This window comes from Leifsonia sp. NPDC102414, assembly GCF_044765685.1.
Lineage (GTDB): Bacteria > Actinomycetota > Actinomycetes > Actinomycetales > Microbacteriaceae > Leifsonia.
The window spans coordinates 1,681,639-1,705,881 of the sequence record NZ_JBIWKN010000001.1 but is presented as its reverse complement, the minus strand read 5'-3'; the positions used below and the strand labels follow the sequence as shown (position 1 = coordinate 1,705,881).

The 24,243-nt window shown below is 68.1% G+C and carries 23 protein-coding genes and 1 tRNA gene; 16 read left to right on the top strand and 8 right to left on the bottom strand.

Features of this window, described 5'->3' with window-relative positions; all coding sequences use genetic code 11:
* Positions 1–22: 22 nt before the first annotated feature.
* Entirely contained in the window at positions 23–715 is a 693-nt protein-coding gene (locus tag ACIRCZ_RS08160; RefSeq protein ID WP_055895077.1) for a response regulator transcription factor, read from the bottom strand.
* Positions 716–798: 83 nt separating this feature from the next.
* On the opposite strand from ACIRCZ_RS08160, the gene ACIRCZ_RS08155 reads away from it, so the two are divergent.
* The 3 genes from ACIRCZ_RS08155 (at position 799) to ACIRCZ_RS08145 (ending at position 3,035) form a co-directional block, all read left to right on the top strand.
* Positions 799–1,122: a hypothetical protein gene (locus tag ACIRCZ_RS08155; RefSeq protein ID WP_055895080.1), complete on the top strand. Its 324-nt coding sequence runs from the start codon at positions 799–801 to the stop codon at positions 1,120–1,122.
* Positions 1,123–1,326: 204 nt separating this feature from the next.
* Positions 1,327–1,923: an FABP family protein gene (locus tag ACIRCZ_RS08150; protein WP_402851525.1), complete on the top strand. Its 597-nt coding sequence runs from the start codon at positions 1,327–1,329 to the stop codon at positions 1,921–1,923.
* Complete coding sequence (locus ACIRCZ_RS08145; protein ID WP_055895083.1) at positions 1,923–3,035, top strand: folate-binding protein YgfZ; 1,113 nt, start codon at positions 1,923–1,925, stop codon at positions 3,033–3,035. The genes ACIRCZ_RS08150 and ACIRCZ_RS08145 overlap by 1 nt, the downstream gene beginning before the upstream one ends.
* A 3-nt stretch (positions 3,036–3,038) precedes the next feature.
* Here ACIRCZ_RS08145 and ACIRCZ_RS08140 read toward each other — a convergent pair whose 3' ends face one another.
* Positions 3,039–3,869, bottom strand: a complete 831-nt coding sequence (locus tag ACIRCZ_RS08140; protein WP_402851521.1) for a class I SAM-dependent methyltransferase — start codon at positions 3,867–3,869, stop codon at positions 3,039–3,041.
* A gap of 40 nt (positions 3,870–3,909) precedes the next feature.
* Here ACIRCZ_RS08140 and ACIRCZ_RS08135 point away from each other — a divergent pair, with 40 nt between their 5' ends.
* Entirely contained in the window at positions 3,910–4,659 is a 750-nt protein-coding gene (locus ACIRCZ_RS08135) for a phosphoglyceromutase (RefSeq protein ID WP_402851518.1), read from the top strand.
* A gap of 77 nt (positions 4,660–4,736) precedes the next feature.
* On the opposite strand, the gene phoU is transcribed toward ACIRCZ_RS08135, so the two are convergent.
* Entirely contained in the window at positions 4,737–5,393 is a 657-nt protein-coding gene (gene phoU, locus ACIRCZ_RS08130; protein ID WP_402851515.1) for a phosphate signaling complex protein PhoU, read from the bottom strand.
* A gap of 190 nt (positions 5,394–5,583) precedes the next feature.
* Between phoU and ACIRCZ_RS08125 the strand changes: the two genes are divergently transcribed.
* Together ACIRCZ_RS08125 and ACIRCZ_RS08120 are read left to right on the top strand one after the other, a co-directional pair.
* Entirely contained in the window at positions 5,584–6,735 is a 1,152-nt protein-coding gene (locus ACIRCZ_RS08125) for a sensor histidine kinase (RefSeq protein ID WP_402851512.1), read from the top strand.
* Positions 6,732–7,415: a response regulator transcription factor gene (locus ACIRCZ_RS08120; RefSeq protein WP_055895093.1), complete on the top strand. Its 684-nt coding sequence runs from the start codon at positions 6,732–6,734 to the stop codon at positions 7,413–7,415. The genes ACIRCZ_RS08125 and ACIRCZ_RS08120 overlap by 4 nt, the downstream gene beginning before the upstream one ends.
* Before the next feature lie 81 nt (positions 7,416–7,496).
* Here the strand turns inward: ACIRCZ_RS08120 and ACIRCZ_RS08115 are convergent, their stop codons facing one another.
* On the bottom strand, positions 7,497–8,003 hold the full coding sequence (locus ACIRCZ_RS08115) for a hypothetical protein (protein ID WP_402851509.1): 507 nt from the start codon (positions 8,001–8,003) through the stop codon (positions 7,497–7,499).
* A gap of 165 nt (positions 8,004–8,168) precedes the next feature.
* Between ACIRCZ_RS08115 and ACIRCZ_RS08110 the strand changes: the two genes are divergently transcribed.
* The 4 genes from ACIRCZ_RS08110 to rlmB all read left to right on the top strand — a co-directional run bounded on the left by ACIRCZ_RS08110 (position 8,169) and on the right by rlmB (position 12,369).
* A complete protein-coding gene (locus tag ACIRCZ_RS08110; protein WP_021763858.1) occupies positions 8,169–8,651 on the top strand; it encodes a CarD family transcriptional regulator in 483 nt (160 codons plus the stop codon).
* On the top strand, positions 8,652–9,815 hold the full coding sequence (gene ispD / locus ACIRCZ_RS08105; protein WP_402851506.1) for a 2-C-methyl-D-erythritol 4-phosphate cytidylyltransferase: 1,164 nt from the start codon (positions 8,652–8,654) through the stop codon (positions 9,813–9,815).
* Between the two features lie 65 nt (positions 9,816–9,880).
* Positions 9,881–11,314: a cysteine--tRNA ligase gene (cysS, locus tag ACIRCZ_RS08100; protein ID WP_402851503.1), complete on the top strand. Its 1,434-nt coding sequence runs from the start codon at positions 9,881–9,883 to the stop codon at positions 11,312–11,314.
* On the top strand, positions 11,311–12,369 hold the full coding sequence (gene rlmB / locus ACIRCZ_RS08095) for a 23S rRNA (guanosine(2251)-2'-O)-methyltransferase RlmB (RefSeq protein WP_055895102.1): 1,059 nt from the start codon (positions 11,311–11,313) through the stop codon (positions 12,367–12,369). Before cysS ends, rlmB begins: the two co-directional genes overlap by 4 nt.
* A 100-nt stretch (positions 12,370–12,469) precedes the next feature.
* Here rlmB and ACIRCZ_RS08090 read toward each other — a convergent pair whose 3' ends face one another.
* Positions 12,470–13,777 (bottom strand): DUF4032 domain-containing protein, encoded by a 1,308-nt coding sequence (locus ACIRCZ_RS08090; protein ID WP_055895105.1) that lies wholly within the window; start codon positions 13,775–13,777, stop codon positions 12,470–12,472.
* Between the two features lie 115 nt (positions 13,778–13,892).
* Positions 13,893–14,987, bottom strand: coding sequence for an ABC transporter ATP-binding protein (locus tag ACIRCZ_RS08085; protein ID WP_055895106.1), 1,095 nt, complete (start codon positions 14,985–14,987; stop codon positions 13,893–13,895).
* Between the two features lie 283 nt (positions 14,988–15,270).
* Here ACIRCZ_RS08085 and ACIRCZ_RS08080 point away from each other — a divergent pair, with 283 nt between their 5' ends.
* The 3 genes from ACIRCZ_RS08080 (at position 15,271) to ACIRCZ_RS08070 (ending at position 17,987) form a co-directional block, all read left to right on the top strand.
* Complete coding sequence (locus ACIRCZ_RS08080) at positions 15,271–16,176, top strand: DsbA family protein (RefSeq protein ID WP_402851498.1); 906 nt, start codon at positions 15,271–15,273, stop codon at positions 16,174–16,176.
* Between the two features lie 56 nt (positions 16,177–16,232).
* Positions 16,233–16,305 (top strand) — tRNA-Thr (locus tag ACIRCZ_RS08075).
* A 254-nt stretch (positions 16,306–16,559) separates the two neighbouring features.
* A complete protein-coding gene (locus ACIRCZ_RS08070; protein ID WP_402851495.1) occupies positions 16,560–17,987 on the top strand; it encodes a hypothetical protein in 1,428 nt (475 codons plus the stop codon).
* Position 17,988: 1 nt separating this feature from the next.
* On the opposite strand, the gene nhaA is transcribed toward ACIRCZ_RS08070, so the two are convergent.
* Positions 17,989–19,866, bottom strand: a complete 1,878-nt coding sequence (nhaA, locus tag ACIRCZ_RS08065; RefSeq protein ID WP_402851493.1) for a Na+/H+ antiporter NhaA — start codon at positions 19,864–19,866, stop codon at positions 17,989–17,991.
* Positions 19,867–20,023: 157 nt separating this feature from the next.
* Between nhaA and ACIRCZ_RS08060 the strand changes: the two genes are divergently transcribed.
* Positions 20,024–20,872 (top strand): siderophore-interacting protein, encoded by an 849-nt coding sequence (locus tag ACIRCZ_RS08060; RefSeq protein ID WP_402851490.1) that lies wholly within the window; start codon positions 20,024–20,026, stop codon positions 20,870–20,872.
* 70 nt (positions 20,873–20,942) lie between these two features.
* A complete protein-coding gene (locus ACIRCZ_RS08055) occupies positions 20,943–22,220 on the top strand; it encodes an O-acetylhomoserine aminocarboxypropyltransferase/cysteine synthase family protein (RefSeq protein WP_402851487.1) in 1,278 nt (425 codons plus the stop codon).
* A 17-nt stretch (positions 22,221–22,237) separates the two neighbouring features.
* Here ACIRCZ_RS08055 and ACIRCZ_RS08050 read toward each other — a convergent pair whose 3' ends face one another.
* A complete protein-coding gene (locus tag ACIRCZ_RS08050; protein WP_402851484.1) occupies positions 22,238–23,425 on the bottom strand; it encodes a MalY/PatB family protein in 1,188 nt (395 codons plus the stop codon).
* A 139-nt stretch (positions 23,426–23,564) separates the two neighbouring features.
* On the opposite strand from ACIRCZ_RS08050, the gene ACIRCZ_RS08045 reads away from it, so the two are divergent.
* On the top strand, positions 23,565–24,239 hold the full coding sequence (locus ACIRCZ_RS08045) for a GAF and ANTAR domain-containing protein (RefSeq protein WP_402851481.1): 675 nt from the start codon (positions 23,565–23,567) through the stop codon (positions 24,237–24,239).
* Positions 24,240–24,243 lie beyond the last annotated feature (4 nt).

The window sequence follows — 24,243 nt, the reverse complement described above, 5'->3', positions numbered from 1 at the left end:
CCTGTGCAGAGAGCCGGTGGGGTCAGGACCTGACCGACGAAGGGAGCCGGTCGTTGTCCTCTTCGTACACGTTGAACCGGTAGCCGACGTTGCGCACGGTCCCGATCAGCGACTCCAGGTCGCCCAGCTTGGCGCGCAGCCGCCGCACGTGCACATCCACGGTGCGGGTGCCGCCGAAGTAGTCGTATCCCCAGACCTCGCTGAGCAGCTGCTCGCGCGTGAACACCCTGGACGGATGCGTGGCGAAGAACCGCAGCAGCTCGAACTCCTTGAAGGTCAGGTCGAGCTGACGGCCGTGCGCCTTGGCGGAATAGCTCGCCTCGTCGATGGTGACGCCCGACGCCTGGATCTTGGTCTGCGTGTGCTCCTGGGTCTGCCGCCCGATCGCCAGCCGGATGCGCGCATCCACCTCGGCGGGACCAGCGGTCTCCAGCACGACGTCGTTGACGCCCCAGTCGGCGCTGACGGCGGTGAGGCCGCCCTCGGTGAGGACCAGCAGCAGCGGCACCGTGATGCCGGTCGTGGTGAGGATCTTGCAGAGCGACTTGGCTCCGGCGAGATCGCGCCGCGCATCCACGAAGATCAGGTCGCAGCTGGGCGCGTTGACGAGCGACGCCGGCTCAGCGAGGATCTGCCTGGTGCGATGGCTGAGGAGCGCGAGGGAGGGGAGCACCTCCGCGTCTGGCGCAGAGGTGAGGATCAACAACTGCGCCACTCAAGCCTCCTGAACGTGCTGTGCGGCAATGCTACCGGAAATGCGTGTGAACCCTTTCCCGGCGTTCGGGGCACAATGGAGGGGTGAGCGACAGCAGCATGGGTCCGGCCGCAGCCTTCGACGGCGACGCGACGCTCTCCCCAGGCGTCCGCTACGGGAGCATCGGCGCCGTCTGGCTGCTCGCCCTCGTCTTCGCCGTGCTGATCGCCGCGATCTCGCCTGTCGACCGGTACGCATCCTGGCTGTCCCTCGCGCTCGCCGCCTGCGTGCTGCTCGGACTGATCGCCCAGCTCGCCACCCAGCAGAAGGAGGGCTTCGTGAACAGGCTCGCCGCCACGGTGACGGGGTCGTTCGTCATCCTGGGGATCTTCGGGGTCGTCCTCGGCATCGTCGCCGCCGCGCAGTAGGCGACCACGGGGGCAGCCACGCCGTCGAGGCGGCCCGCCCGTCGCGACAGCCCGCGCACACTGACTAGACTGGCCGCATGCTGGTTGCCCTCGAACTCTTCTTCGTCGGACTCCTCGGTCTGGCATCGCTCGCCATCGCCGGAGTCTCGGTCGTCGTCGTCTACAACCTGTTCAGGGGCCAGCGCTAAGCGCTTCGCGACTCCCATGATCGAGATCCCGACCGATCTGCCCGCCGAACTGGTCCCCCTCTCCTGGTTGATCGGAGTGTGGGAGGGCACCGGTGTGCTCGACTACGCGGTCGGAGACGACCACACCCAGCTCGAATTCGGCCAGCGCGTGAGTTTCAGCCACGACGGCCAGCCGTACCTCAACTACTCCTCCACATCGTGGGTGCTCGACGAGGGCAATACGCCGCTCGCCGCTGAGACCGGATACTGGCGGCTCAGCCGCAAACTGATCGAGGGCGATTCAGGTCCGGCGATGCTGCCAGGCCAGGGCGCGCGGCCGTTCTCCACCGCCCAGTCGGTCGAGACGCTTCGCAACTCCCACGGCGGCTTCGACATCGACGTGTCGATCATCCATCCCGACGGCGTGAGCGAGCTCTACCTCGGTCAGGTCAACGGCCCGCGCATCGACCTGGCGACGGATGCGGTCGTCCGCACAGCGGGCGCCAAGGACTACACGGCGGCCACCCGTCTCTACGGCCTGGTGGATGCGCACCTGCTGTGGGCGTGGGACATCGCCGCGCTCGGCCAGGAGCTGCGCACGCACGCCTCCGCCCGCCTCGCGAAGGCGGAGTGATGTCGTCTTCGCCCTTCCTGTCGCTTCCCGGCGCCGTCGACACGGCGCAGTCCGGTGTGCCGTCGCACTACGGCAACCCGCTCGTCGAGCAGCGCGCCCTTGCGGAGGGCAGGGCGATCGTCGACCTCTCCGATCGCGCCGTTCTGACGATCACCGGCCCCGACCGGCTGAGCTGGCTCAACTCGCTGACCAGCCAGAGCCTGCTCGGGCTCGCGCCCGGCGAATCGTCCGAGACCCTTCTGCTCGACGTCACCGGCCGGCTGGAGCACGCCGTCCGCCTGATCGAGGACGGCGAGACGCTCTGGCTGCTCGTCGACCGTGCCGAAGCAGAAGGCCTGCTCGCGTGGCTCGACAGGATGCGCTTCATGCTCCGCGTCGAACTCGCCGACCGCACCGCGGACCTCGCGACCATCGGTACGCTGGGCGATCCGGCGCTGCCGATAGCCGCACCCAACGGCGTCCCGCTGATCTGGCACGACCCGTGGCACGCGGTCACCCCCGGCGGCCACCAGTACGCGCAGGGCGAGCATCCGGGAGCGTCGTGGACGTGGAGCGAGCGACTGGTGCCCAGGGATGCGCTCTCCTCCATCGCCTCCAGGGTGACGACGGGCGAGTTCCCTGCCGCAGGCACGCTCGCCGCTGACGCGCTCCGCATCGCCGCGTGGCGTCCGCGGTTCTCCACCGAGGTCGACGAGAAGACCATCCCGCACGAGCTCGACTGGCTGCGCACCGCCGTGCACCTCACCAAGGGCTGCTATCGCGGGCAGGAGACGGTGGCGAAGGTGCACAACCTCGGCCACCCGCCTCGCCGCCTCGTGATGCTGCACCTCGACGGATCGGAGGGCGTGCATCCAGAGCGGGGTGCTGCCGTCTCGTTCGACGGCAAGGACGTGGGGACGGTCACGTCGTCCGCGCTGCACTACGAGCTCGGGCCGATCGCGCTCGCGGTCGTGAAGCGGTCGACGCCTGCAGGCGCCACCCTGGTGGTGGATGCGGACGGCACCGCCGTCGCGGCGGCTCAGGAGATCGTGGTCCCGCCCGAGGCGGGCGCGGAAGCCAACGTGCCCCGGCTGCCCCGGCTCGGAGCCGTCACGCGCCAGCCGCGTTCGTAGCGGCTACCAGGAGAAGTTGCGCGGCTCTACGGCCGCCCAGTCGACCGTGAGCTCGCCGAGCCGCCAGCGGGTGCGGCCGCCGCGCACCGGCCAGCCGGCGTCGCGCATCCCCTGTGCCACGGCGATCCAGCGCTGCGTCGGCCCGTACGCCGCCAGCGGCGAGTGGATGCGCCACAGCCGGTCGAGGTCGAGCATCAGCCGGTGCACAGACTCGCCGGGAACGTTGCGGTGGATCAGGATCTTCGGCAGCCGCTCCGCCACGATCGACGGGGCGTCGAGTTCGGCGAGCCGCAGCGAGATGCTGAGGTGCTGGGGTCCGTCCGCCGTGACGTCCACCCAGGCCGAGATGCGGCCGATCTCATCGCAGGTGCCGTCGATCAGCACACCGCCGGGCTGCAGCCGGGTGACCAGCCGCCGCCAGGCGGGAACCACCTCGGCCTCGTCGTACTGGCGAAGCACATTGGATGCGCGGATCACCGCGGCCAGCCTGTCGCCTGGGAGTGGAACCTCGAAGCCGCCGAGCGCGAAGCCGATCCGCGCATCCGCCGCGAAGCCGGTGCCGCCCGCGCGCACGGCAGCGAGCTGGGCACGCGCTGTGGCGACCCGGCCGGGCTCGATCTCGAGGCCGATGACCTCCACATCCTGTCGTGCCTTGGCCAGGCGCTGGTGCAGCTCCAGCGCTGTGACGCCGCTGGCGCCGTAGCCGAGGTCGACCACCAGAGGGTCGGCCGCACGGCGCAGCACGGGGAGCGTCGCGATCCAGCGGTCGACGCGGCGCAGCCTGTTCGTGTTGGTCGTGCCACGGGTGACCGTGCCGATCGCGCCGGATGCCATACGTCCAGTCTGCCAAACGCGAAGCGATAGATTAGGAGGCATGTCCGCGCCTCACACTTTGATCCTCCTCCGCCACGGCAACAGCGAGTGGAACCAGAAGAACCTGTTCACCGGCTGGGTGGACGTCCGCCTCAGCGAGCAGGGCGTCGCAGAAGCCAAGCGTGCTGGAGAGCTGCTCTCCGAATCCGGTCTGCACCCCGATGTCCTCTACACCTCCGTGCTCACCCGCGCGATCCAGACCGCGAACCTCGCCCTCGAGGTCGCCGACCGGCTCTGGATCGATGTCAAGCGGTCGTGGCGCCTCAACGAGCGCCACTACGGTGCGCTGCAGGGCCTCGACAAGGCGGAGACGCTGGAGAAGTACGGCCCGGAGCAGTTCCAGCTCTGGCGTCGGTCGTTCGACGTGCCGCCGCCGCCGCTCGACGACGACAGCGAGTGGTCGCAGGCTCACGACCCGCGCTACGCGGGCCTCGGTGCCGACCTGCCGCGCACGGAGTGCCTGAAGGACGTCATCGACAGGATGCTCCCGTACTGGGAGTCCGACATCACGAAGGACCTCGCAGCAGGCAAGACGGTGCTGGTGACCGCGCACGGCAACTCATTGCGCGCCCTGGTCAAGCACCTCGACGGCATCTCGGACGACGACATCGCCGAGCTGAACATCCCGACCGGCATCCCGCTCGTGTACCAGCTCGACGAGGACTTCCGCCCGATCGCCCCCGCCGCATACCTCGACCCGGAGGCCGCAGCAGCGGGCGCCGCGGCGGTCGCCGCCCAGGGCAAGAAGTAGAAACAATCGAGTCCGAACTTGTTCAGGCCGCGCTCGGCGCGTCGCCTGAACAAGTTCGGACTCGATGTGTGTGGAGGCTAGGAGGCGATCTCCGGAGCCCAGTCGCCGGTGCCGAGGTACTGGACCTTCTTGGCGATGGAGACGGCGTGGTCCGCGAAGCGCTCGTGGTAGCGCGAGGCGAGCGTCGCATCCACGGTGTCGACGGCCTGGCCCTTCCAGGTCTCGCCGAGGACCTTGTCGAAGACGCTGACGTGCAGCTCGTCGATCTGGTCGTCCTCGTTGCGGATCTCGTCGGCCAGCGCGAGGTCCTGGGTGCGCAGCAGATCGGTGAGCTTCTGCGCGATCAGCACGTCGAGGCGACCCATCTCGGCGAAGGTCGAGCGCAGGCTCTTCGGAACGACTTTGTCGGGGAAGCGGTAGCGCGCGAGCTGCGCGATGTGCTCGGCCATGTCGCCCATCCGCTCCAGCGACGCGCTGATGCGCAGGGCGCTCACCACGATGCGCAGGTCGCGGGCGACCGGCTGCTGGCGGGCGAGGATCTGGATGGACAGCTCGTCGAGGAGCACGGTGAGCTCGTCGATCTTGTTGTCGTTGGCGATGACGTCCTCGGCGAGGCTGACATCGGAGTTGTTGAACGCCTGCGTCGCATTCTGGATGGAGACGACGACGAGTTCCGCGATCTCGACGAGACGGTCTTGAACTTCCGCCAGCTCCTGCTGGAATACTTCGCGCATGGGGTGTGGTCCTTCCTGGCGTGCGCACGCACGCGGGATGCGGGGTCTTCTGACCTCGTGAGCATGTTCCCTTCGCCAGGTTAACGGTTGGTGCCGTCAGCCTGAACACTGTCTAAAGTACCCGCGAAAACACGCGGGTCGACGCGCATCGAGTGCGGTGGCCGGTTTGCGCATCCCATACGCTTGCCTCATGGACTCCGCCTGGTTGGTGCTGCTGTCTCTGGCACTCGGCCTCGTGGTCGGCGCCGGATTCGTGTGGATCCTGCACATCGCCGCGAGACGGGGCGATCACGCCGTGCAGGTGGTGAGCCCCAGCGTTCCCGACGGTGTCGATCAGGTGCTGGATGCGCTGGAATCGGCCGGTGTCGTGCTCGACCCGTCGAACAACGTGATCAAGGCGTCGCCTGGCGCGCACGCGATCGGGCTGGTCTGGAACGGCGCCCTCGTGCATCCCCACCTGGTGGAGCTGGTCGACAGGGTGCGCCGCAACGGCGATCCGATCACCGAGGACTGCGAGCTCGCTCGCGGCCCGTTCGGCGACGCGAACATCCACTTGAGCGTGCGCGTCGCCAGGCTCGGCTCGCGGTACGTGCTGCTGCTCGCCGAGGACCGCACGGAGTCGTTCAGGCTCGAGACGGTGCGGCGCGACTTCGTCGCCAACATCAGCCACGAGCTCAAGACGCCGATCGGCGCCGTCGGCCTGCTGGCGGAGGCGCTGGACGGGGCGTCCGACGACCCTGACCAGGTGCGTCGCTTCGCCCACCGGCTCACCCAGGAGGCGCATCGCCTCGCCCGCATCACCCAGGACATCATCGAGCTCAGCAGGCTGCAGGCGACGGATGCGATCGGCAACGCGGAGCGGATCAGTGCGCGTTCCGTGGTCGGCGCCGCCGTGGACCAGAACAGGGTCGCGGCGGAGACCCGCGGAATCGAGCTCGCGGTGCGCGGGGACAAGGGGGCCGAGGTGATCGGCAACGAGCCTCTGCTGGTGACGGCCGTGCACAACCTCATCTCCAACGCCATCCAGTACTCCCCGGACAACTCGCGCATCGGCGTCGGCGTGCGCGTGATCGACGGCGTCGTCGAGATCGCGGTCACCGACCAGGGCGAGGGCATCCCCGAGGACGACCTCGACCGCGTGTTCGAACGCTTCTTCCGCGTCGACCAGGCCCGCTCCCGCAACACGGGAGGGACCGGCCTCGGCCTCGCGATCGTCAAGCACGCCGTGCAGAACCACGGCGGAGAGGTGCGCGTCTGGTCGCAGCCCGGCCGCGGCTCGACGTTCACCATCCGGCTGCCGGAAGCATCCACTGTTCGTCCCCCGATAGGAGAACCAACGTGACATCCATCCTGCTCGTCGAGGATGAGGCCGCTCTGAGCGAGCCGCTCGCCTACCTTCTGAAGCGCGAAGGCTACGACGTGACGGTCGCAGAGGACGGGCCGACTGCGCTCGCCGAGTTCGACAAGGGAGGGGCGGACCTGGTCCTCCTCGACCTGATGCTCCCCGGCATCCCCGGCACCGAGGTGTGCAGGGAGATCCGCACCCGCTCGTCCGTGCCGATCATCATGCTGACGGCGAAGGACTCCGAGGTCGACATCGTGGTAGGGCTGGAGCTCGGCGCCGACGACTACGTGACCAAGCCGTACTCGTCCCGCGAGCTGCTCGCGCGCATCCGGGCCGTGCTGCGGCGCAGGGTGGAGGCGGAGGAGGCGATCGACGAGGCGATCCTCGAGGCCGGTTCCGTGCGCATGGATGTGGACAGGCACACCGTGCAGGTGAACGGCTCGGAGATCTCCATGCCGCTGAAGGAATTCGAGCTGCTGGAGCTGCTGCTGCGCAACGCAGGACGCGTGCTGACGCGTGGTCAACTGATCGACCGGGTGTGGGGGAGCGACTACTTCGGCGACACCAAGACCCTGGATGTGCACATCAAGCGCATCCGGTCGCGGATCGAGGAGAGCCCGTCCGAGCCGGCGATGCTGGTCACGGTGCGCGGGCTCGGCTACCGCTTCAACGCGTAGAAACGCAATCGACTCCGGACTTCTTCACGCTTCGCTCGGCGCGTCGCATGAAGAAGTCCGGAGTCGATTGTTCGTGTGGGGCTACTTGGTGGCCGGGAGGATGGTCGGCGGAACCAGGTCGCGGTATTCGGGCAGCGCGCCGTCGAGCACGGGGACCTTGAGGTTGACGCCCGTCTCGTCTCCGTACTGGAAGAAGACGTTGTAGAGCGAGCCGGGCTTGCCGTCGAAGTTGGCGAAGAAGACGTTGCTGCTGGAGCTGGACTGCGGGTGGCTGCCGAGCTGCTTGACCTGGCCGGGATTGACCGTGACCTGCGCGGTCGCGGCGCTCTGGTCGCCGCCCTGGATGGAGAGATCGATGCTCTTCGAGTCGTTGTTGACGAGCGTGACGACCAGGTTGCCGACGGTGCCGTCCTTCGCATCCGTGATGATGATGGCGTTGCGCACGTCGATCTGGCCGACGTTGCCGCTCACCCCGTCACTGGCGTCGTAGTGCTTCGTGGTGGCCTGCGGTGCGATGAAGCCGCAACCCGCCGTTCCGAACGCGACCGCCAGAGCAAGGGCGATGGACGCTGCGACACGAGCTTTCACTGAATGACCCTCCAGATCGTTCCGCTCGGCCTGCGAATGCGCCGTGTGAGGAAGCGGAATGCTGTTCGAGTTTAGCGTATGCGCACGGGCGCTCAGGCGCGCGAAGGCGAACCTTAGCATGTGCCTCATGTGGTATCCTAGTAGTTGCTGAAGGGACATCAATCTATGCTTTTCGAGGTTGGCGAAACCGTCGTTTACCCCCACCACGGTGCTGCGACTATCACCGAAGTCAAGAAGAGAATCATCAAGGGTGAAGAGAAGCTGTACCTCAAGCTCAATGTGACTCAGGGCGACCTCACGATCGAGGTGCCCGCTGAGAACGTCGACCTGGTCGGCGTCCGCGACGTCATCGGTAAAGAGGGCCTCGACCGCGTGTTCGAGGTGCTGCGCGCTCCGTTCACCGAGGAGCCCACCAACTGGTCCCGCCGCTACAAGGCGAACCTTGAGAAGCTCGCCTCCGGCGACGTCATCAAGGTCTCCGAGGTCGTCCGCGACCTGTGGCGCCGCGACCAGGACCGCGGCCTGTCCGCCGGTGAGAAGCGGATGCTCGCGAAGGCTCGTCAGATCCTGATCTCCGAGCTCGCGCTCGCCGAGAAGACCGACGACGAGAAGGCATCGAGCCTGCTCGACGAGGTCCTGGCCTCCTAAGTGTCGCCGCGCCTCGCGGTGGTGATCGTTGCCGCCGGTAATGGCACGCGCCTGGGTGCAGAGCTCCCGAAAGCCTTCGTGGCTCTCGGGGGCTCTACTCTTCTCGAGCGGTCCGTTCATGCCGTCGCCGGAATGGGCGAGCCTGCGCAGGTCGTCGTCGTCGCGCCCGCCGAGCTCGTCGCAGAGGCGGAGGAGCTCGCATCCGGTGCGTTCGGCGCGCCCGTGACCGTCGTGTCCGGTGGCGCAACGCGCCAGCAGTCGGTCGCGGCGGGAATCGCGGCGCTCGATGCCTCCGTCGAGGTGGTGCTCGTGCACGACGCGGCCCGCGCGCTCACGCCGTCCTCGCTCTTCGACGCCGTCGCAGCAGCGGTGGATGCGCGCGGCCACGGCGTCGTGCCCGGTCTGCCGGTCAGCGACACCATCAAGCGGGTGGGCGCCGACGGCGAGATCCACGAGACCGTCGACCGCTCTGTGCTCTCCGCGGTGCAGACCCCGCAGGGCTTCCCCCGCGCCGATCTGGAGGCCGCATACGCCGCCGCGGAGTCGGACGAGACGGACGACGCGGGGCTGGTGGCCGCATCCGGTCGGGCCGTCTCCGTCATCCCCGGGGATGCGCTGGCGTTCAAGATCACGACGCCGTGGGACCTCCGCCGCGCTGAGGAGCTGGTCTCGGGCGTCTCGCAGGCCGTGCCGCGCGTCGGCTTCGGCACGGACACGCACGCGTTCGACCAGGATGCGGAGCTCTGGCTGGCCGGACTGCACTGGCCGGGCGAGGCGGGGCTGGCCGGGCACAGCGACGGGGATGCGGTCGCGCACGCGATCACGGACGCTCTGCTCGCCGCCGCAGGGCTGGGCGACATCGGCGGGGTGTTCGGCACGAGCGACCCTCGTTTCGTCGGCGCGCACGGTGCGGTGTTCCTGACCGAGACCAGGCGGCTCGTCGAGCAGGCGGGATTCCGGATCGGGAACGTATCCGTTCAGCTCGTCGGCAACCGGCCGAAGTTCGCGCCGCGACGCGAGGAGGCGGAGGCGCTGCTCGGCGGCATCCTCGGCGCCCCGGTGTCGGTGTCGGCGACGACGACGGACGGCCTGGGATTCACCGGCCGCGGAGAGGGCATTGCGGCGTTCGCCACAGCTCTCGTTCTCCACAGCCCGCAGTTCTGACGAGTTGTCGACATGTTCGATCGCTCGCGCGGCACCTGCGCGGCCCGGCCCGTAGGCTGTATGCCGTGACTGTGCGACTCTACGACACGAAGGCCGGTGCCCTTCGCGACTTCATCCCCCTCCGCGACGGCGAAGTGGGGATCTACGTCTGCGGACCCACCGTGCAGTCGTCGCCGCACATCGGCCACCTGCGCTCCGCTCTCGTCTACGACCAGCTGCGACGCTGGCTGACCTACCGGGGATACGACGTCACGCTGGTGCGCAACGTCACAGACATCGACGACAAGATCCTCATCAACGCCGCCGCCGCCCGCGCATCGGGGAGCGCGGAGGAGTGGTGGGCGCTCGCGTACCGGTTCGAGCTCGAATTCACTGCGGGGTATACGGCGCTGGGCGTGCAGGCGCCCACCTACGAGCCGCGGGCGACCGCGAGCATCCCGCAGATGCAGGAGATCATCGCGAGGCTGATCGAGCGTGGTCACGCGTACGCGGCGGCGGACGGCTCCGGCGACGTCTACTTCGACGTGAAGAGCTGGCCGGCGTACGGGGAGCTCACCAGGCAGAGCATCGACAACATGGAGGCGGCGGCGGACGCCGACCCTCGCGACAAACGCGACCCGCGCGACTTCGCCCTGTGGAAGGGCCGCAAGGCCGACGAGCCGCAGTCCGCGGCGTTCCCGTCGCCGTGGGGCGATGGCCGCCCCGGCTGGCACATCGAGTGCTCAGCCATGTCGCGCCGCTACCTCGGGCCGCAGTTCGACATTCACGGCGGGGGCCTCGACCTGCGCTTCCCGCACCACGAGAACGAGATCGCCCAGTCAACGGCGGCGGGGGATGCGTTCGCCAACTACTGGGTGCACAACGGCCTGGTGAACGTGAACGGCCAGAAGATGAGCAAGTCGCTCGGCAACTCGGTCTACGCGGCCGATCTACTCGGCGCCGCACGGCCGCTGGTGGTGCGGTACTACCTCGGGGCAGCGCACTACCGGTCCACCATCGACTTCCACGACGGATCGCTGGAGGAGGCGGAGGCGGCGCTCGAGCGCATCTCCGGGTTCTTCGAGCGCGTCGACCGGCGGCTCGCGGGAACGCGCTTCGCAGGCAGCGGCGTCGAGACCGTCCCCGACGCCTTCGCGGAGGCGATGGACGACGACCTCGCCGTGCCGCAGGCCATCGCCGTGCTGCACGACACGGTGCGTTCAGGAAACGCGGCACTGGATGCGGAAGACTTGGAAGCCGCCGCCGCAGCACGCGGGCACGCGCTCGCGATGGCGGAGGTGCTGGGCATCAACCCGTTGTCCCCACACTGGAACACGGCAGGGTCGTCTGCGGCGGATGCCGCACTCGGTCAGCTGGTCGAGCGACTGCTCGCCGACAGGCAGGCGGCCAGGCAGGCGAAAGACTTTGCGGCAGCAGACCGCATCCGCGACGAACTGACGAGCGCGGGAATCACCATCGAAGACACCCAGACGGGGTCGCATTGGAGCATCGAATCATGAAGAACTCGGGTGGAAAGCCCCGCGCCGGGGCCGTGAGGAAAAGCCGCAAGGGTCCCCAGGTGGGCTCCGGCGGCCAGGGACGGCAGGCTCTCGAAGGCAAGAAGCCGACGCCGAAGGCGGAGGACCGTCCGTACCACCCCGCTGGCAAGGCGAAGGCGGCGCGCGAGCGCTACGTCGCAGCCGGCGGGCGCGGCAAGCCGGGCGAGGGCCGAGGACAGGGCTCCGGCCAGGGCCGTGGGCGCGGCGACACCACTCCCCGCGGTGCGTCCGGCGCTGCTCGCCGTGCCAAGTCGGGAGACGAGAGCGAGATCGTCACCGGCCGCAACTCGGTCGTCGAAGCGCTGCGGGCGCACATTCCGGCCAGCACGCTCTACATCGCCGCACGCGTCGAGATGGACGAGCGGGTGAAGGAGATCCTGTCGATCGCCACCGGCCGCGGACTCCCGATCCTCGAGGTCATGCGTCCGGAGCTCGACCGGCTCGCCGGTCGCGACTCGGTGCACCAGGGTGTCGCGCTCAAGGTTCCGCCGTACGAGTACGCGCACCCGGCCGACCTGCTCGACCTCACCATCCGCAAGGGCCAGACGCCGCTGTTCGTCGCTCTCGACGGGATCACCGACCCGCGCAACCTCGGGGCGATCATCCGCTCGACGGCCGCGTTCGGCGGGCAGGGCGTCATCGTCCCGCAGCGTCGCTCCGTGGGCATGACCGCGTCCGCGTGGAAGACGTCGGCCGGCGCCGCGGCGCGCACCCCCGTCGCGATGGCCGCCAACCTCACCCAGACGCTCAAGGCGTTCAAGGAGGCAGGCGTCTTCGTGCTCGGCCTCGACGGCGGAGGCGACGTGTCGCTGCCCGGGCTGTCGTTCGCCGACCGGCCCGTGGTGATCGTGGTCGGAAGCGAGGGCAAGGGGCTGTCGCGTCTCGTCACGGAGACCTGCGACGCGATCGTGTCCATCCCGATCACGGCGACCACCGAGTCGCTGAACGCGGGTATCGCCACCAGCGTCACCCTCTACGAGATCGCGAAGCTGCGCGCCGAGGCCGGCACGAAGTAGCCCGCGAACAGCGAGATGCCGGTAACGGCGCCGATTTCGATTGATCTCAGCGCCGTTACCGGCATCTCGTCGTTGTGAGGCGGGTGAGGGGTGCGGCGGGTCAGACCTTGCTGCGCCAGTCGTCGGCGTCGTCGTCCTCGTCGCCCGTTCCCGTCTCCGAGGCGAGGATCGGGATGCTGATGGTCTCCGTCGGCGGCGCGATCACGGTGGCCTCGTCGCGGCGGTGGCGGAGGATGTCGTTGATGTACGACGTCAGCGCCTCGGCGAGCGGCACATCCCTGCCCTCAGCCTGCGACATGAACCAGCGGTGCTCCAGGAGCTGGTGGAAGACCTCCGCCGGTTCCAGCTTGCCCTTGAGGTCGGCGGGGATCGCCCGGACGACCGGCTCGAAGACGCGCATCAGCCACTCGTGCGCCATCGCCTCCTCGTCGAGGCCCTGCTTGCCGAGCGTCGCCGAGTACGAGTCCAGGTCGTTGAGCAGACGGCGGGCCTGGTTCTCGCCGGTGTCGAGGCCGGTGAGCCGCAGCAGCCTGCGCTGGTGGTGCCCGGCGTCCACCACCTTCGGCTGGATGCGCACGGTGGTTCCCTCGTCGGAGGTCTTGATCGCGAGCTCCTCGATGTCGAAACCGAGGTCGTTGAGGCGGTCCACCCGCTGGTTGATGCGCCAGCGCTCGGACGACTTGAACGACTCGCTGCCTGTCAGCTCCTTCCAGAGCGACCGGTACGCGGCGACGATACCGTTGGAGACCTTGATCGGGTCGAGCTCCTCGTCGACGCGGCCCCCCGCCTCGAGGTCCATCAGCTCGCCGGCGATGTTGACGCGTGCGATCTCCAGGTCGTTCTCGCGCTGACCGTTGGAGAGGCCGCCGTCGTAGAGCTGGCCGGTCTCCGCATCCACCAGGTAGGCGGCGAACGCACCGGCGTCGCGACGGAAGAGCGTGTTGGACAGCGACACGTCGCCCCAGAAGAAGCCGACGATGTGCAGGCGCACGAGCAGCACGGCCAGCGCATCCACCAGCCTGGTCGCGGTGTCGGGGCGCAGAGTCTGCGAGAACAGCGCGCGGTAGGGGAGCGAGAACTTGAGGTGGCGGGTGACCAGCACGGCCTTCAACGGGTCGCCCTCGTCGTCCGTGCGGTTCTTGATGACCGCGACGGGGTCGACGCACGGGATGTCGACGCGCTGCAGGGTGCGCAGCATCTCGTACTCGCGGGTGGCCATCTCCGCCGTCGTCTCCTTGATGGCGATGACGTAGCCGGACAGGTTCGCGAAGCGGACGAGGTGGCGCGAGATGCCCTTCGGGAGGACCGCGATGTGCTCGCTCGTCCACTCGTCGAGTGGAAGGTTCCACGGGAGGTCGAGGAGGGCGGGATCGACGGTCGCCGCGGTGATGTTGAGGGAGCCTGCCATGATGAAAACCTATCGGATGCGGGTGGGAGCGCTGGAGGCGGGGAACGAGCAGCGGGGAAAAAGACAGTGCCGCAGTCCGTGAAGGACTGCGGCACTGTCAGGTTGCGTTACGACCTCAGTCGACGACCGCACCGCCGAGGCGCTCGCCGCTTTCCGCGTGGAACGCGTGGACGTGGCCGGGCTTCGGGGTGATGTAGACGGTGTCGCCCGCGTTGGGGTGCATACGACCGTCGACACGGCCGACGATGTCGGTGCGCTTGCCGTCGATCTCCGAGTGACCGTAGAGGTAGCCGTCGGCGCCGAGCTCCTCGACCAGGTCCACCGTGACCTTGAGGCCGGTGTTCTCTGCGGTGGAGACGACGACGTCCTCCGGGCGGACACCGATGGTGACGGCCGAACCGGCGTTCGCGAGGACCTCGCGCTCGATCGGGACGACCGAGGTGCCGAACTTGACACCGCCGTCGGTGACGTCAGCCGAGAACAGGTTCATGGCCGGGCTTCCGATGAAGCCGGCGACGAACACGTTGTTCGGCTGCGCGTACAGGTCGCGCGGGGTGCCGACCTGCTGCAGGACGCCGTCCTTGAGGACCGCGATGCGGTCGCCCATGGTCAGCGCCTCGGTCTGGTCGTGGGTGACGTAGACCGTGGTGACGCCGAGGCGACGGGTGAGCGACGCGATCTGCGTGCGGGTCTGGACGCGGAGCTTGGCGTCGAGGTTGGACAGCGGCTCGTCCATGAGGAACACCTGAGGGCTGCGGACGATCGCGCGGCCCATCGCGACGCGCTGACGCTGACCACCGGAGAGCGCCTTCGGCTTGCGGCCGAGGTATGGCTCCAGGTCGAGCAGCTTGGCGGCCTCGAGCACACGGGATGCGCGCTCGTCCTTGTTGACGCCGGCGATCTTGAGCGCGAAGCCCATGTTCTCTGCGACGGTCATGTGCGGGTAGAGAGCGTAGTTCTGGAACACCATCGCGATGTCGCGGTCCTTCGGCGGAACGTCGGTGACGTTGCGCTCGCCGATGAAGATGTTGCCGTCGTTGACCTCTTCGAGGCCGGCGAGCATTCGCAGCGAGGTGGACTTGCCGCAGCCGGAGGGGCCGACCAGAACGAGGAATTCGCCATCGGCGATCTCGAGGTCGAGTGCATCCACTGCAGGGCGGTTGGAACCCGGGTACAGACGGGTTGCCTTGTCATAGGTGACTGACGCCATTTCTTTCTTACTCCTTCACCGGCAGGTACGTGCCGGACGATCCGTTGTGAATGGGTAGGTGGAACTGTCATCCTGAGGCGACGGTGCCACGACCCCATAGTATGACATCGGCGACGGCGTCGTGACCACGCGCGAACCCCCGGGCTCCGCGCGCGTTCAGCTGGCGTCTGGGCGATTCCCAGACTGCCGAATTACGATCGTCCGGTTGCGTGCAGCGCACGCGAAGCCGAACACTGCACCCGAAGCGCAGTACCCCCTAGCGATCCCCCTGAAAGTGACATCCATGACCGACGGTCCCGACGACAGCCGCCCTGCGAACGAGCGGCGCGAGGCAGCCAGGGAGAAGGCCCGCCAGCTGCGCACGACGCAGCAGCGGAAGGATCGCAGGAACAAGACGCTCCTGACCGGCGGAATCGTGATCGGCGTGCTCGCTGTCGTGACGGTCGTTGCGCTCATCATCGTGAGTGCGATCCGGCCCACCGTCCCCGGCCCGAAGAACATGGCGAGCGACGGCGTGCTGATCGGCTCGGGCCTCAAGGTGACGCCCACCCCGGCGCTCGCGGCCGACGCCAAGCCGATCCCATCCACCCCAGACCCCAGCGGCAGCGTGGTCGACATCCGCGTGTACGCGGACTACCTGTGCGAGCTCTGCGGCGACTTCCAGCGCACCAACCTCAAGCAGCTCGAACCGCTCGTCAAGAACGGCGCCGTGACGATGGAGGTGCACCCCGTCGCGATCTACACCAGCCACTCGGCAGGGACCAAGTACTCGCTGCGTGCCGCCAACGCGGCAGCGTGCGTGGCGAACTACTCGCCGAACGCGTTCTGGAAGTTCAACGCCACGATGTTCATGAGCCAGCCCAAGGAGGGCGGCCCGGGCCTCACCGACGCGCAGATCAAGAAGCGTGTGAGTGCTGCAGGCGCCGGCAAGACGAGCGAGATCTCGTCGTGCATCGACGACGGCCGCTTCAAGACCTGGGCGACGACCGCGAGCGACCGCGCACTGAGCGGCCCCATCCCGAACTCGACGGTCAAGAAGATGACGAACGCCCTGCTGGTGCTCGTCAACGGCAAGCAGTACACCGGCTCGCTCACCAGCGCGGCCGACTTCAAAGCGTTCGTGCTGCAGGCGCAGGGCGACCAGTACTCGTCGACCGCGACCCCGACGCCGAGCCCCAGCGCAGGCTGACGGAGCGGACGGGCGCGATCCCTTAGGATGGTGCCGACGACGGGCGACCGTCGACTGCCGGCCTGGCGCAATTGGTAGCGCACCGCTCTTGTAAAGCGGGGGTTACGGGTTCGAGTCCCGTGGCCGGCTCTCTCAGCGGGGCGTGGACGAGCCGCGCGCATCCGGTGCCGTCGGATTCCAGTTCTTTCGAACGCGTCCGGGCGGCACCAATCGAACAGCTCGGGATCTACAACAATCGGATGCGCAGATTTGCCACGGGGTCCTCGCTCGCCGAGGCTGTGTCTGCGACCAACATGCCCGATCAAATTAGCAATTGATGTGCGCTTTCGCACCGCTGTCGCCTGCTCGACTCGTACGCTGGTCAGCCTCGGTAGATTTGGGGCATGAGAGATGCTGCTGCTCGCCGTCCCGTCTACGTGCTGGGCGCGGGTTTCTCGAAGGCGATTCACCGTGCTATGCCTATTACCAACGAACTCGGAGAGGCTCTGGCGTCTCGCCTAGGCTCGCAGGTGAGCTTTGATCTCCGCGTTGGACAATCATTCGAGGATTGGCTAACACTCCAAATGACGCCACTTCCGTTCTTGGAGAGTTATGAGAACGCGACCCGCGCTGCGCATGGCGCCCATATCGTTGCGGAGATCGCTCATGTGCTCGATGAGACGATGGCCGTGGCGTCAACGTCGGAATGCCCGCTTTGGCTTCGTCAACTCGTCGCTTTGTGGCACCAGGAACGAGCCGTCATCCTCACCTTCAATTACGACACGTTGATTGAGCGCGCCGTTAACGGCAACCCTCCTACGACGACCTCCACAGACGGGCAAGTGCATTACGTGATGGGCGACCATGTTGTGTTTCCCGCTCCGCCTGCTCCGCAAGCGCAGTTTCTGGGAGATATGGGGGCGGGACATACAGATCAGTCCTTTGAAATATTGAAACTGCACGGTTCACTTGCGTGGTACTGGGCGGCTGGCGATTCCAGCGGTTCCACACTGATTCGCATTCGAGAGAAGCAAGTGTTCGGATCGCTTGTTCCGATGACGCCCGACTCCGACTTCGACGGTGCAACCAAGCTAGATCGATACCTCGTGCCGCCAATAACAAGTAAGGATGGCTTTTACTCGTCCTACCTCAGCCACACACTCTGGAGGCAGGCGCGCTCGCTCGTCGCCGCTGCCTCGGAGATCACGCTCATGGGCTATTCGCTTCCCGCGGAGGACCGTGTCGCAAGTCAACTCGTTAACCAAGCCCCGAAGGATGCGAAGGTGTCGGTCGTGGATCGAGACCCCGGAAGTGCTGTGCCGCCGACGGGAATTCTTGGGAACCTCATCCAGCTAGGTATCGAGGCTGAATCAGCGTGGTCGGGAGACAACTGCCTAAGCGAGTACGTAGGGGGACGGGTCGAGAAAGCCGCCGCATCCCTATCGGTGCACTCTGCGTTCGGTGCGCTCGAAAATCGGTGGGCAGATGTGGTGGTAGCGGTGCCCTCGAGCCAGGGAATCGCCGGATCAGGTCGGCTTTGCGTAATCGCTTGGAACAGGCAAGAAAGCGTGTTTGAGACACACTCTGTCGACTCGACCTACATCCGCGGTGCAGTGATGCCTCTCCGAGAGATTGTCTTCAATGCGACGCCTAGTGCGTACAGAGAACTCGATGACTTCGTGACAGCCGAGAAGCTCAAACAGCTTGTCGAAGGTGGACGCGAATTTATCTTCAGGTTGTCAGCCACGGGCGAGAAGGCCGTCGGTGTCGGAGTCGAGCGGATTAACGTCGGCACGTGGGAGGCTCTTCAGGTGCACTGGGCGCCGCTGTAGCTCAGCCCAAGTCTTTCGTGCCCGGCGCCGTCGCCTCCAAAGCACGGATCAGCGTCTGCGCGTCGTACGGGCCCACATGGCGGCGGCCGTTGACGAAGAATGTCGGCACCGCGGTGATGTCCATCGCCTCCGCATCCAGCATGTCGTCGCGGACGCGGGCGGCGACCTCGGCGGAGTTCAGGTCGGACTCGAAGCGTTCGACGTCGAGGCCCAGGTCGGTGGCGCGTCTCATGATGTCGGACGGGAGCTGGTGCTCCTGGTCGGCGAAAAGGCTGCGCTCGAAGTCGAAGAAGCGGCCCTGGAGGGACGCGGCCTCCGAGGCCTCCGCCGCCGCCTGCGCGTTCGGGTGGTAGCGCGTGAGCGGGGCGTGACGCCAGACATAGCGGAGCTGGTCGCCGATCTCGCGCCTGACCTCCTCGACCGAGCCGGTGGCCTTCAGGCAGAAGCCGCACTGGAAGTCGCCGTACTCCACCAGCGTGTACGGAGCGTCCGCCCTGCCGTAGATGTGGTCGCGGCGCGGGTCGACGGGGCGCGCGAGGACCCGGCCGCTCTCCTTGCCTGGGTGGCGGGCATCCGAGATGCGGAAGATGAGCGTGGACAGCAGGAACGCGACGACGGATGCGGTCAGCACGGCGACGCGGGCCTCGTTCTGGACGCCGGGGTCGTCGATGGCGAGGTCGATGATGAACAGCGAGATCGTGAAGCCGATGCCGCACAGCGCGGCCCCGCCCGCCACCCTGTCGAGTGAGAGACCGGCTCCGAAGTCGCCGATCCGGAAGGCGCGCAGGAGCGCGCTCGACCCGAACACGCCGATGAACTTGCCGCCGACCAGGCCGATCAGGATGCCCCAGCTCACCGGTGAGGTGACGGCGGCGGCGAGGATGTCCCCGCTGAGCTGCACGCCGGCGTTCGCGAGGGCGAACAGCGGCAGGATCACGTACGCGACGTATGGCGCATACGCGGACTGGAGGCGCTCGTTGATCGAGATCGACTCGCGGAGGCTGTTCGCCGCCGCCCTGGCGTACTCGGTGTTCGGCGACTGCCGGAACGTCCTGGCGAGGTCGAGGGCGTGCTCCACATCGCGGCGGTTCGGGCGGTACACCGGCACCAGCAGGGCGATGGCGACACCGGCGAGGGTGGGATGCACGCCGGACGCCAGGAACGAGAACCAGACGATGACGGCGAGCGTCGCATACACCGGCCCGCGCCCGCCGCGCAGGTAGCGGGTGAAGTAGACGCCGACCAGGCACACCGCCGCGACGATGAGCGGCAGCGGGTTGAAGTTCTCGGTGTACACGAGGGCGATGATGCTGAGCGCGCCGATGTCGTCGACGACCGCGAGGGCCAGGAGGAAGACGCGGAGCCTGCCAGGCGCGTGCGGTCCGACGAGCGCGAGCGCACCGACCAGGAACGCCGTGTCGGTGGAGATGACGACACCCCAGGCGTGCTCCTGACCCGACCCGGCGCTGATCAGCACGAACAGGAGCGCTGGCATCACGAGTCCTGCGACAGCGGCGACCACGGGGATCACGGCGCGCGACCAGCTCGTCAGCTCGCCGATCGCGAACTCGCGCCGCACCTCCAGCCCGACCGTGAAGAAGAAGATCGCCATGAGCGCGTCGTTGACGAGCGCGTGCAGCGTGAAGTCCAGATGGATGTCCTGCACGCCGACGGTGAAGTGCGTCTCCCACAGCGCGTCGTACGAGCTGGACGACACGTTCGCCCAGACGATGGCGATGACGGTCGCCAGGAGCAGGAGAAGAGCGCCGATCCGATTCTGGCCCAGATTGCGGATGCGCTCTGCGATGGAGGGACGGCGGGCACCTGACTCGGGAAGGTCGGGGTCTGGCGACCGCTCGATCACGGTCAAGCTGGTCATGGAGACATTCTGGACCGCGCGGCGGTGGCTGTGGGGTTTTCGGTGGAATCGGCCTCGGTCGATCGCTGCGCTGCGTGGCCTGAAAGGTGTCGCATGTCGGCTAGGTTAGGTTGGCCTCATCAACAGTTCGCCCCCCCGTCGACTGGAGTCTCAGGAGATGACCTTCGCTCGTCAGCGCCTTCGGCACGAGTTCGCCGTCCGCCACGTCACCGTCCGCCGTGTGAGCAGAATCGTCCCGTCGATCGTCCGTGTGACCTTCGGCGGGAAGGATCTTGACGGCTTCGCGAGTGCAGGACCGGCCGACCACGTCAAGGTGTTCTTCCCCGACCACCAGTCCGGGATGCTCGTGGTGCCGACCGTGACACCGGAGGGCATCCGTCCGCCGGAGAGCGGCACGCCGATCGCGCGGGATTACACGCCGCTCGCCTTCCGCCCCGCGGCGGACGGGGACCCGGCAGAGCTCGACATCGACTTCGTGCTGCACGGCGACGAAGGCCCGGCCTCTGCGTGGGCGGTCAGAGCGACGCCGGGCGACGTGGTCGCCATCGGCGGACCGCGCGGATCGCAGCTCGCCCCGGAGGGCATCGGCCGGCTGATCCTGGTCGCCGACGAGACGGCGTTGCCAGCCGCGAGCAAGTGGCTGGACGCCGTCGGCCCCTCCGTGCCGGTGACGGCGCTGTTCGACGTGGCCGACGACAGCGTGTCCGCCTACCTGCCCGCCGCCGTCGCAGGCCGGGTGGATGCGCGGTGGCTGAGCAGGGCGAGTGGCTTGAGCGACCCGAGTGGCGCATCCCCTGTCGAGGTCGCCCTGCGCGCGCTGAGGCCGATCGGCGAGGACACGTTCGTGTTCCTCGCGGGCGAGGCAGGCACGCTCATCCCGTTGCGGCACTACCTGAGGCGCGAGCTGGGGCTACCGCAGGAGCAGGTCGTGGTCAGCGGGTACTGGAAGCGCGGCGTGGTCGCCCTCGACCATCACGCGCCGGTGGACCCGAGCGACCCGGACTGAGCCGGTTCCCGTACGACCGAATGTTGCGCGAAGGTACGCGCATCCGTTCCGCGGTTCGTACAGTTGCTCCATGGCTGACTTCGAGACCAGGCAGATCCACGCCGGCGCCGTCGTGGATGCGCAGACCAGTGCGCGGGTGACGCCGATCTACCAGACCGCCGGCTACGTCTTCTCGGACTTCGACGACGGAGAGGAGCGCTTCGCCGGGCGCAGCGCGATGCGGGCGTACTCCCGCAACGAGAACCCGACGAACGCGGTCGCAGGGCGCAGGCTCGCCGACCTGGAGGGCGGAGTCGACGGCATCGTCGTCTCCAGCGGGCAGGCCGCCATCGCCGCAGCGCTGTTCTCGCTCGCGCGGGCCGGCGATCACATCCTGGCCACGTCGTCGCTGTACGAAGGAACGCGGGAGATGTTCCGCGGCGCGCTGCAGCGGCAGGGGCTCGACGTGGAGTACGTGCCGGACGACGCCGACGAGGCGGAGTGGTCGGCGCGCGTCACCGACCGCACGCGCGCAATCTACACCGAGACCATCCCGAACCCGCTCAACCAGGTCGTCGACCTGGAGCGGCTCGCGGGGATCGCGCACAGCGCAGGCGTGCCGCTCGTGGTGGACAGCACGGTGGCGACGCCCTACCTCTGTCGCCCCATCGAGTGGGGAGCGGACATCGTGGTGCACTCCACCTCCAAATGGCTGGCGGGGCACGGGGCCGTGATCGGCGGTGCCGTGATCGACGGCGGCCGGTTCGACTGGGCCGCCAACGCCGAGCGCTTCCCTCATCTGGTGGATGCGCCGAGGCCGGGTGTCCCGTCGTTCGTGGAGCGCTTCGGCGCCGGGGCGTACCTCGCCTATCTGCGCACCGTGACGGTGCTGGAGTACGGGCCGACCGTTCCGCCGACGAGCAGCTTCCTGCTGCTGCACGGCGTCGAGACGCTGTCGCTGCGGATGGACAGGCACGTGCAGAACGCACAGGCCATCGCGGAGTGGCTGGATGGGCGGCCGGAGCTGGCGGCCGTGCACTACCCCGGCCTCGCCGCCAGCCCGTTCCACGAGCGCGCGGGGAAGTACCTGCCGCTCGGGCCAGGGTCGATCGTCAGCATCGACCTGGCAGGCGGGCGGCCGGCGGCGCGCCGGTTCATCGACGCGCTGGAGCTGGTCAGCCCGATGACGCACATCGGCGACGTTCGCACGCTCGCGATCCACCTGGGCAGCACGATCCACGCCAAGCTCACCGAGCAGGAGCGGCTCGACGCGGGGATCACGCCGGGGCTCGTCCGGTTGTCGATCGGGCTGGAGAGCGTGCGCGACGTGATCGAAGACCTGGAGCGAGGCCTGGTGGCCGCGGGCTAGCTGAGACTTCCTGCCGATCAGGCTGGGACGGACGTGCGCGCTGACTGGGTGCTGCGGGCGTGGACGAGGGCGGCGATGCGGCGGACCGCCTCGGTGATGGTGGCGGGGTCGCAGGCGATGTTCATGCGGGCGAAGCCGTGGCCGCCCTGGCCGAAGGTGGGGCCGGAGTTGAGGGCGACCCGTGCATCGGCCAGCAGGGTCGCGGCAGGGTCGTCGCCGAGACCGATGGCGCGGAAGTCCAGCCAGACCAGGTAACCGGCATCCGGCTCCACCACGCGGACCTCCGGCAGGTGGATGCTCAGCTCGCCGACGAGCAGGCGGTAGTTGTCCGTGATGCGGTCGATGGTCTGGTGCAGCCAGGTCTGCGCCTCGTATGCGGCGATGTTGGCGTGCAGGCCGATGATGCTGGTGCGGGCGGCGAGCTCTTCCGGGAACCGGGTGAGCATCGCGGCGGAGTCTGCGTCGTTCGCGACGGCGACGGCGCACTTGAGGGCTGCGAGGTTCCAGCCTTTGCTGGCGGAGGTCACGGTGACGGAGCGGACCCCCGCCCCGGTACACGCCACAGCGAAGGGTGTGAACGGAGAGCCTGGATGCGCGAGCGGGGCGTGCACCTCGTCGCTCACCACGAGGACGTCGTACTGCGCTGCGAGGCGCGCGAGCTCCGCGAGGCTCTCCCTGTCGTGCGAACGGCCGGTGGGGTTGTGCGGGTTGCAGAGGAGGAACGCATCCACCCCGGAGGCGAAGGCGCGCTCGATCGCGGGAAGGTCGAGCGACCAGCCTGCGTCCTCGCGCAACGGAACCTCGACGGCCTCTGCGCGGGCCTCGCCGACCATCTCGTAGAACGGCGCGTACACGGGCGGGGTCAGCACGACGCGACCGCCGACGCCGGGAACGGCGAGCCGCAGGGTCTCCAGGACGCCGACCGTCACATCCGTGGCGAGATGCACCCTGGACTCGTCGAGCTGCCAGCCCCACGCGCCGGAGGCGAACTCGGCGAACGCCTCTGCCAGCGGGCCGGGGGAGTCGAGGTATCCGGTGTCGGAGCGCAGCAGGTGATCGATCGCGGTCTGAGCGACGGCCGGCGCGATCTCGAAGTCCATCTCGGCCACCGACATCGGAAGGACGTCGGCGGGGAACCGGTGCCACTTGATGCTGGTCCTGCGTTCGCGCAGGTCGGCGAGAGGTCGCGCGTGAATGCCACTCATGGGACAACTGTCCTCGGCTATCGTCCAGAGCGCCAACGCGCTGTCGAAAACTGAAACAAAACTGCCGTGCCCCAGCCTGGACGCGCGCACCACGGGATGCGGGACAATGGCAGAAGGACACGGAAGGTGGTGCGACGACGTGAGCGACGATCGAGGAGCCACCGTGGGCGATGCCGGATACTGCGCACCGTTCCTCCGCGCGCTGCCGGTGACCGGCGCCGCCGTCTCGACCATCGGCGATCTGGTCTCGCCGGAGACCGTGTGCGCGACCGACGATGTCGCCGCGCGCCTGGACGAACTGCAGTTCGACCTGCGCGAGGGCCCGTGCTGGGAGGCGCTCGCCACCAGGCGCCCTGTGCTCACCCCCGATCTTCGTAGGGCGCCAGGAGCAGGCTGGCCGTCGTTCGCCCACGCAGCGGCCGGGCTCCCCGTGGCGTCGCTGTTCGCTTTCCCGCTCGCCATCGGGCCGCTCAACCTCGGGGTGATCGACCTCTACAGCTCCCAGCCCGTCCGGCTCAGGGATGCGGACACCAAGCGGGCGGCGGAGCTCGCAGAAGACGCCGGACGGCTCCTGCTGCGCGACCTGCTCGGCAGGCTCGACAGGAAGCCGGACGAGGACGGAGACGGCGGAGAGTTCTCGCGCAGGCGCATCCACCAGGCGACGGGCGCCGTCATCGCGCAGCTCGGGGTGACGCCGGAGGACGCGGAGCTGGTGATCCGCGCGCACGCGTTCGCGCACGACATGACGATGCGCGAGGTCGCCGAGGACATCCTCGGGTGGCGGCTGGACTTCGCCGCAGAGGGCGAGAGGTAGGGAC

Coding starts and splice junctions, on each gene's coding strand:
- ACIRCZ_RS08090 (WP_055895105.1), bottom strand. CDS start 13,777: ATGGCAGGCTCCCTCAACATCACCGCGGCGACCGTCGATCCCGCCCTC.
- ACIRCZ_RS08110 (WP_021763858.1), top strand. CDS start 8,169: ATGCTTTTCGAGGTTGGCGAAACCGTCGTTTACCCCCACCACGGTGCT.
- ACIRCZ_RS08150 (WP_402851525.1), top strand. CDS start 1,327: ATGATCGAGATCCCGACCGATCTGCCCGCCGAACTGGTCCCCCTCTCC.
- ACIRCZ_RS08085 (WP_055895106.1), bottom strand. CDS start 14,987: ATGGCGTCAGTCACCTATGACAAGGCAACCCGTCTGTACCCGGGTTCC.
- ACIRCZ_RS08080 (WP_402851498.1), top strand. CDS start 15,271: ATGACCGACGGTCCCGACGACAGCCGCCCTGCGAACGAGCGGCGCGAG.
- nhaA (WP_402851493.1), bottom strand. CDS start 19,866: ATGACCAGCTTGACCGTGATCGAGCGGTCGCCAGACCCCGACCTTCCC.
- ACIRCZ_RS08070 (WP_402851495.1), top strand. CDS start 16,560: ATGAGAGATGCTGCTGCTCGCCGTCCCGTCTACGTGCTGGGCGCGGGT.
- ACIRCZ_RS08135 (WP_402851518.1), top strand. CDS start 3,910: ATGTCCGCGCCTCACACTTTGATCCTCCTCCGCCACGGCAACAGCGAG.
- rlmB (WP_055895102.1), top strand. CDS start 11,311: ATGAAGAACTCGGGTGGAAAGCCCCGCGCCGGGGCCGTGAGGAAAAGC.
- ACIRCZ_RS08145 (WP_055895083.1), top strand. CDS start 1,923: ATGTCGTCTTCGCCCTTCCTGTCGCTTCCCGGCGCCGTCGACACGGCG.
- ACIRCZ_RS08140 (WP_402851521.1), bottom strand. CDS start 3,869: ATGGCATCCGGCGCGATCGGCACGGTCACCCGTGGCACGACCAACACG.
- ACIRCZ_RS08060 (WP_402851490.1), top strand. CDS start 20,024: ATGACCTTCGCTCGTCAGCGCCTTCGGCACGAGTTCGCCGTCCGCCAC.
- ACIRCZ_RS08125 (WP_402851512.1), top strand. CDS start 5,584: ATGGACTCCGCCTGGTTGGTGCTGCTGTCTCTGGCACTCGGCCTCGTG.
- ACIRCZ_RS08055 (WP_402851487.1), top strand. CDS start 20,943: ATGGCTGACTTCGAGACCAGGCAGATCCACGCCGGCGCCGTCGTGGAT.
- phoU (WP_402851515.1), bottom strand. CDS start 5,393: ATGCGCGAAGTATTCCAGCAGGAGCTGGCGGAAGTTCAAGACCGTCTC.
- ACIRCZ_RS08050 (WP_402851484.1), bottom strand. CDS start 23,425: ATGAGTGGCATTCACGCGCGACCTCTCGCCGACCTGCGCGAACGCAGG.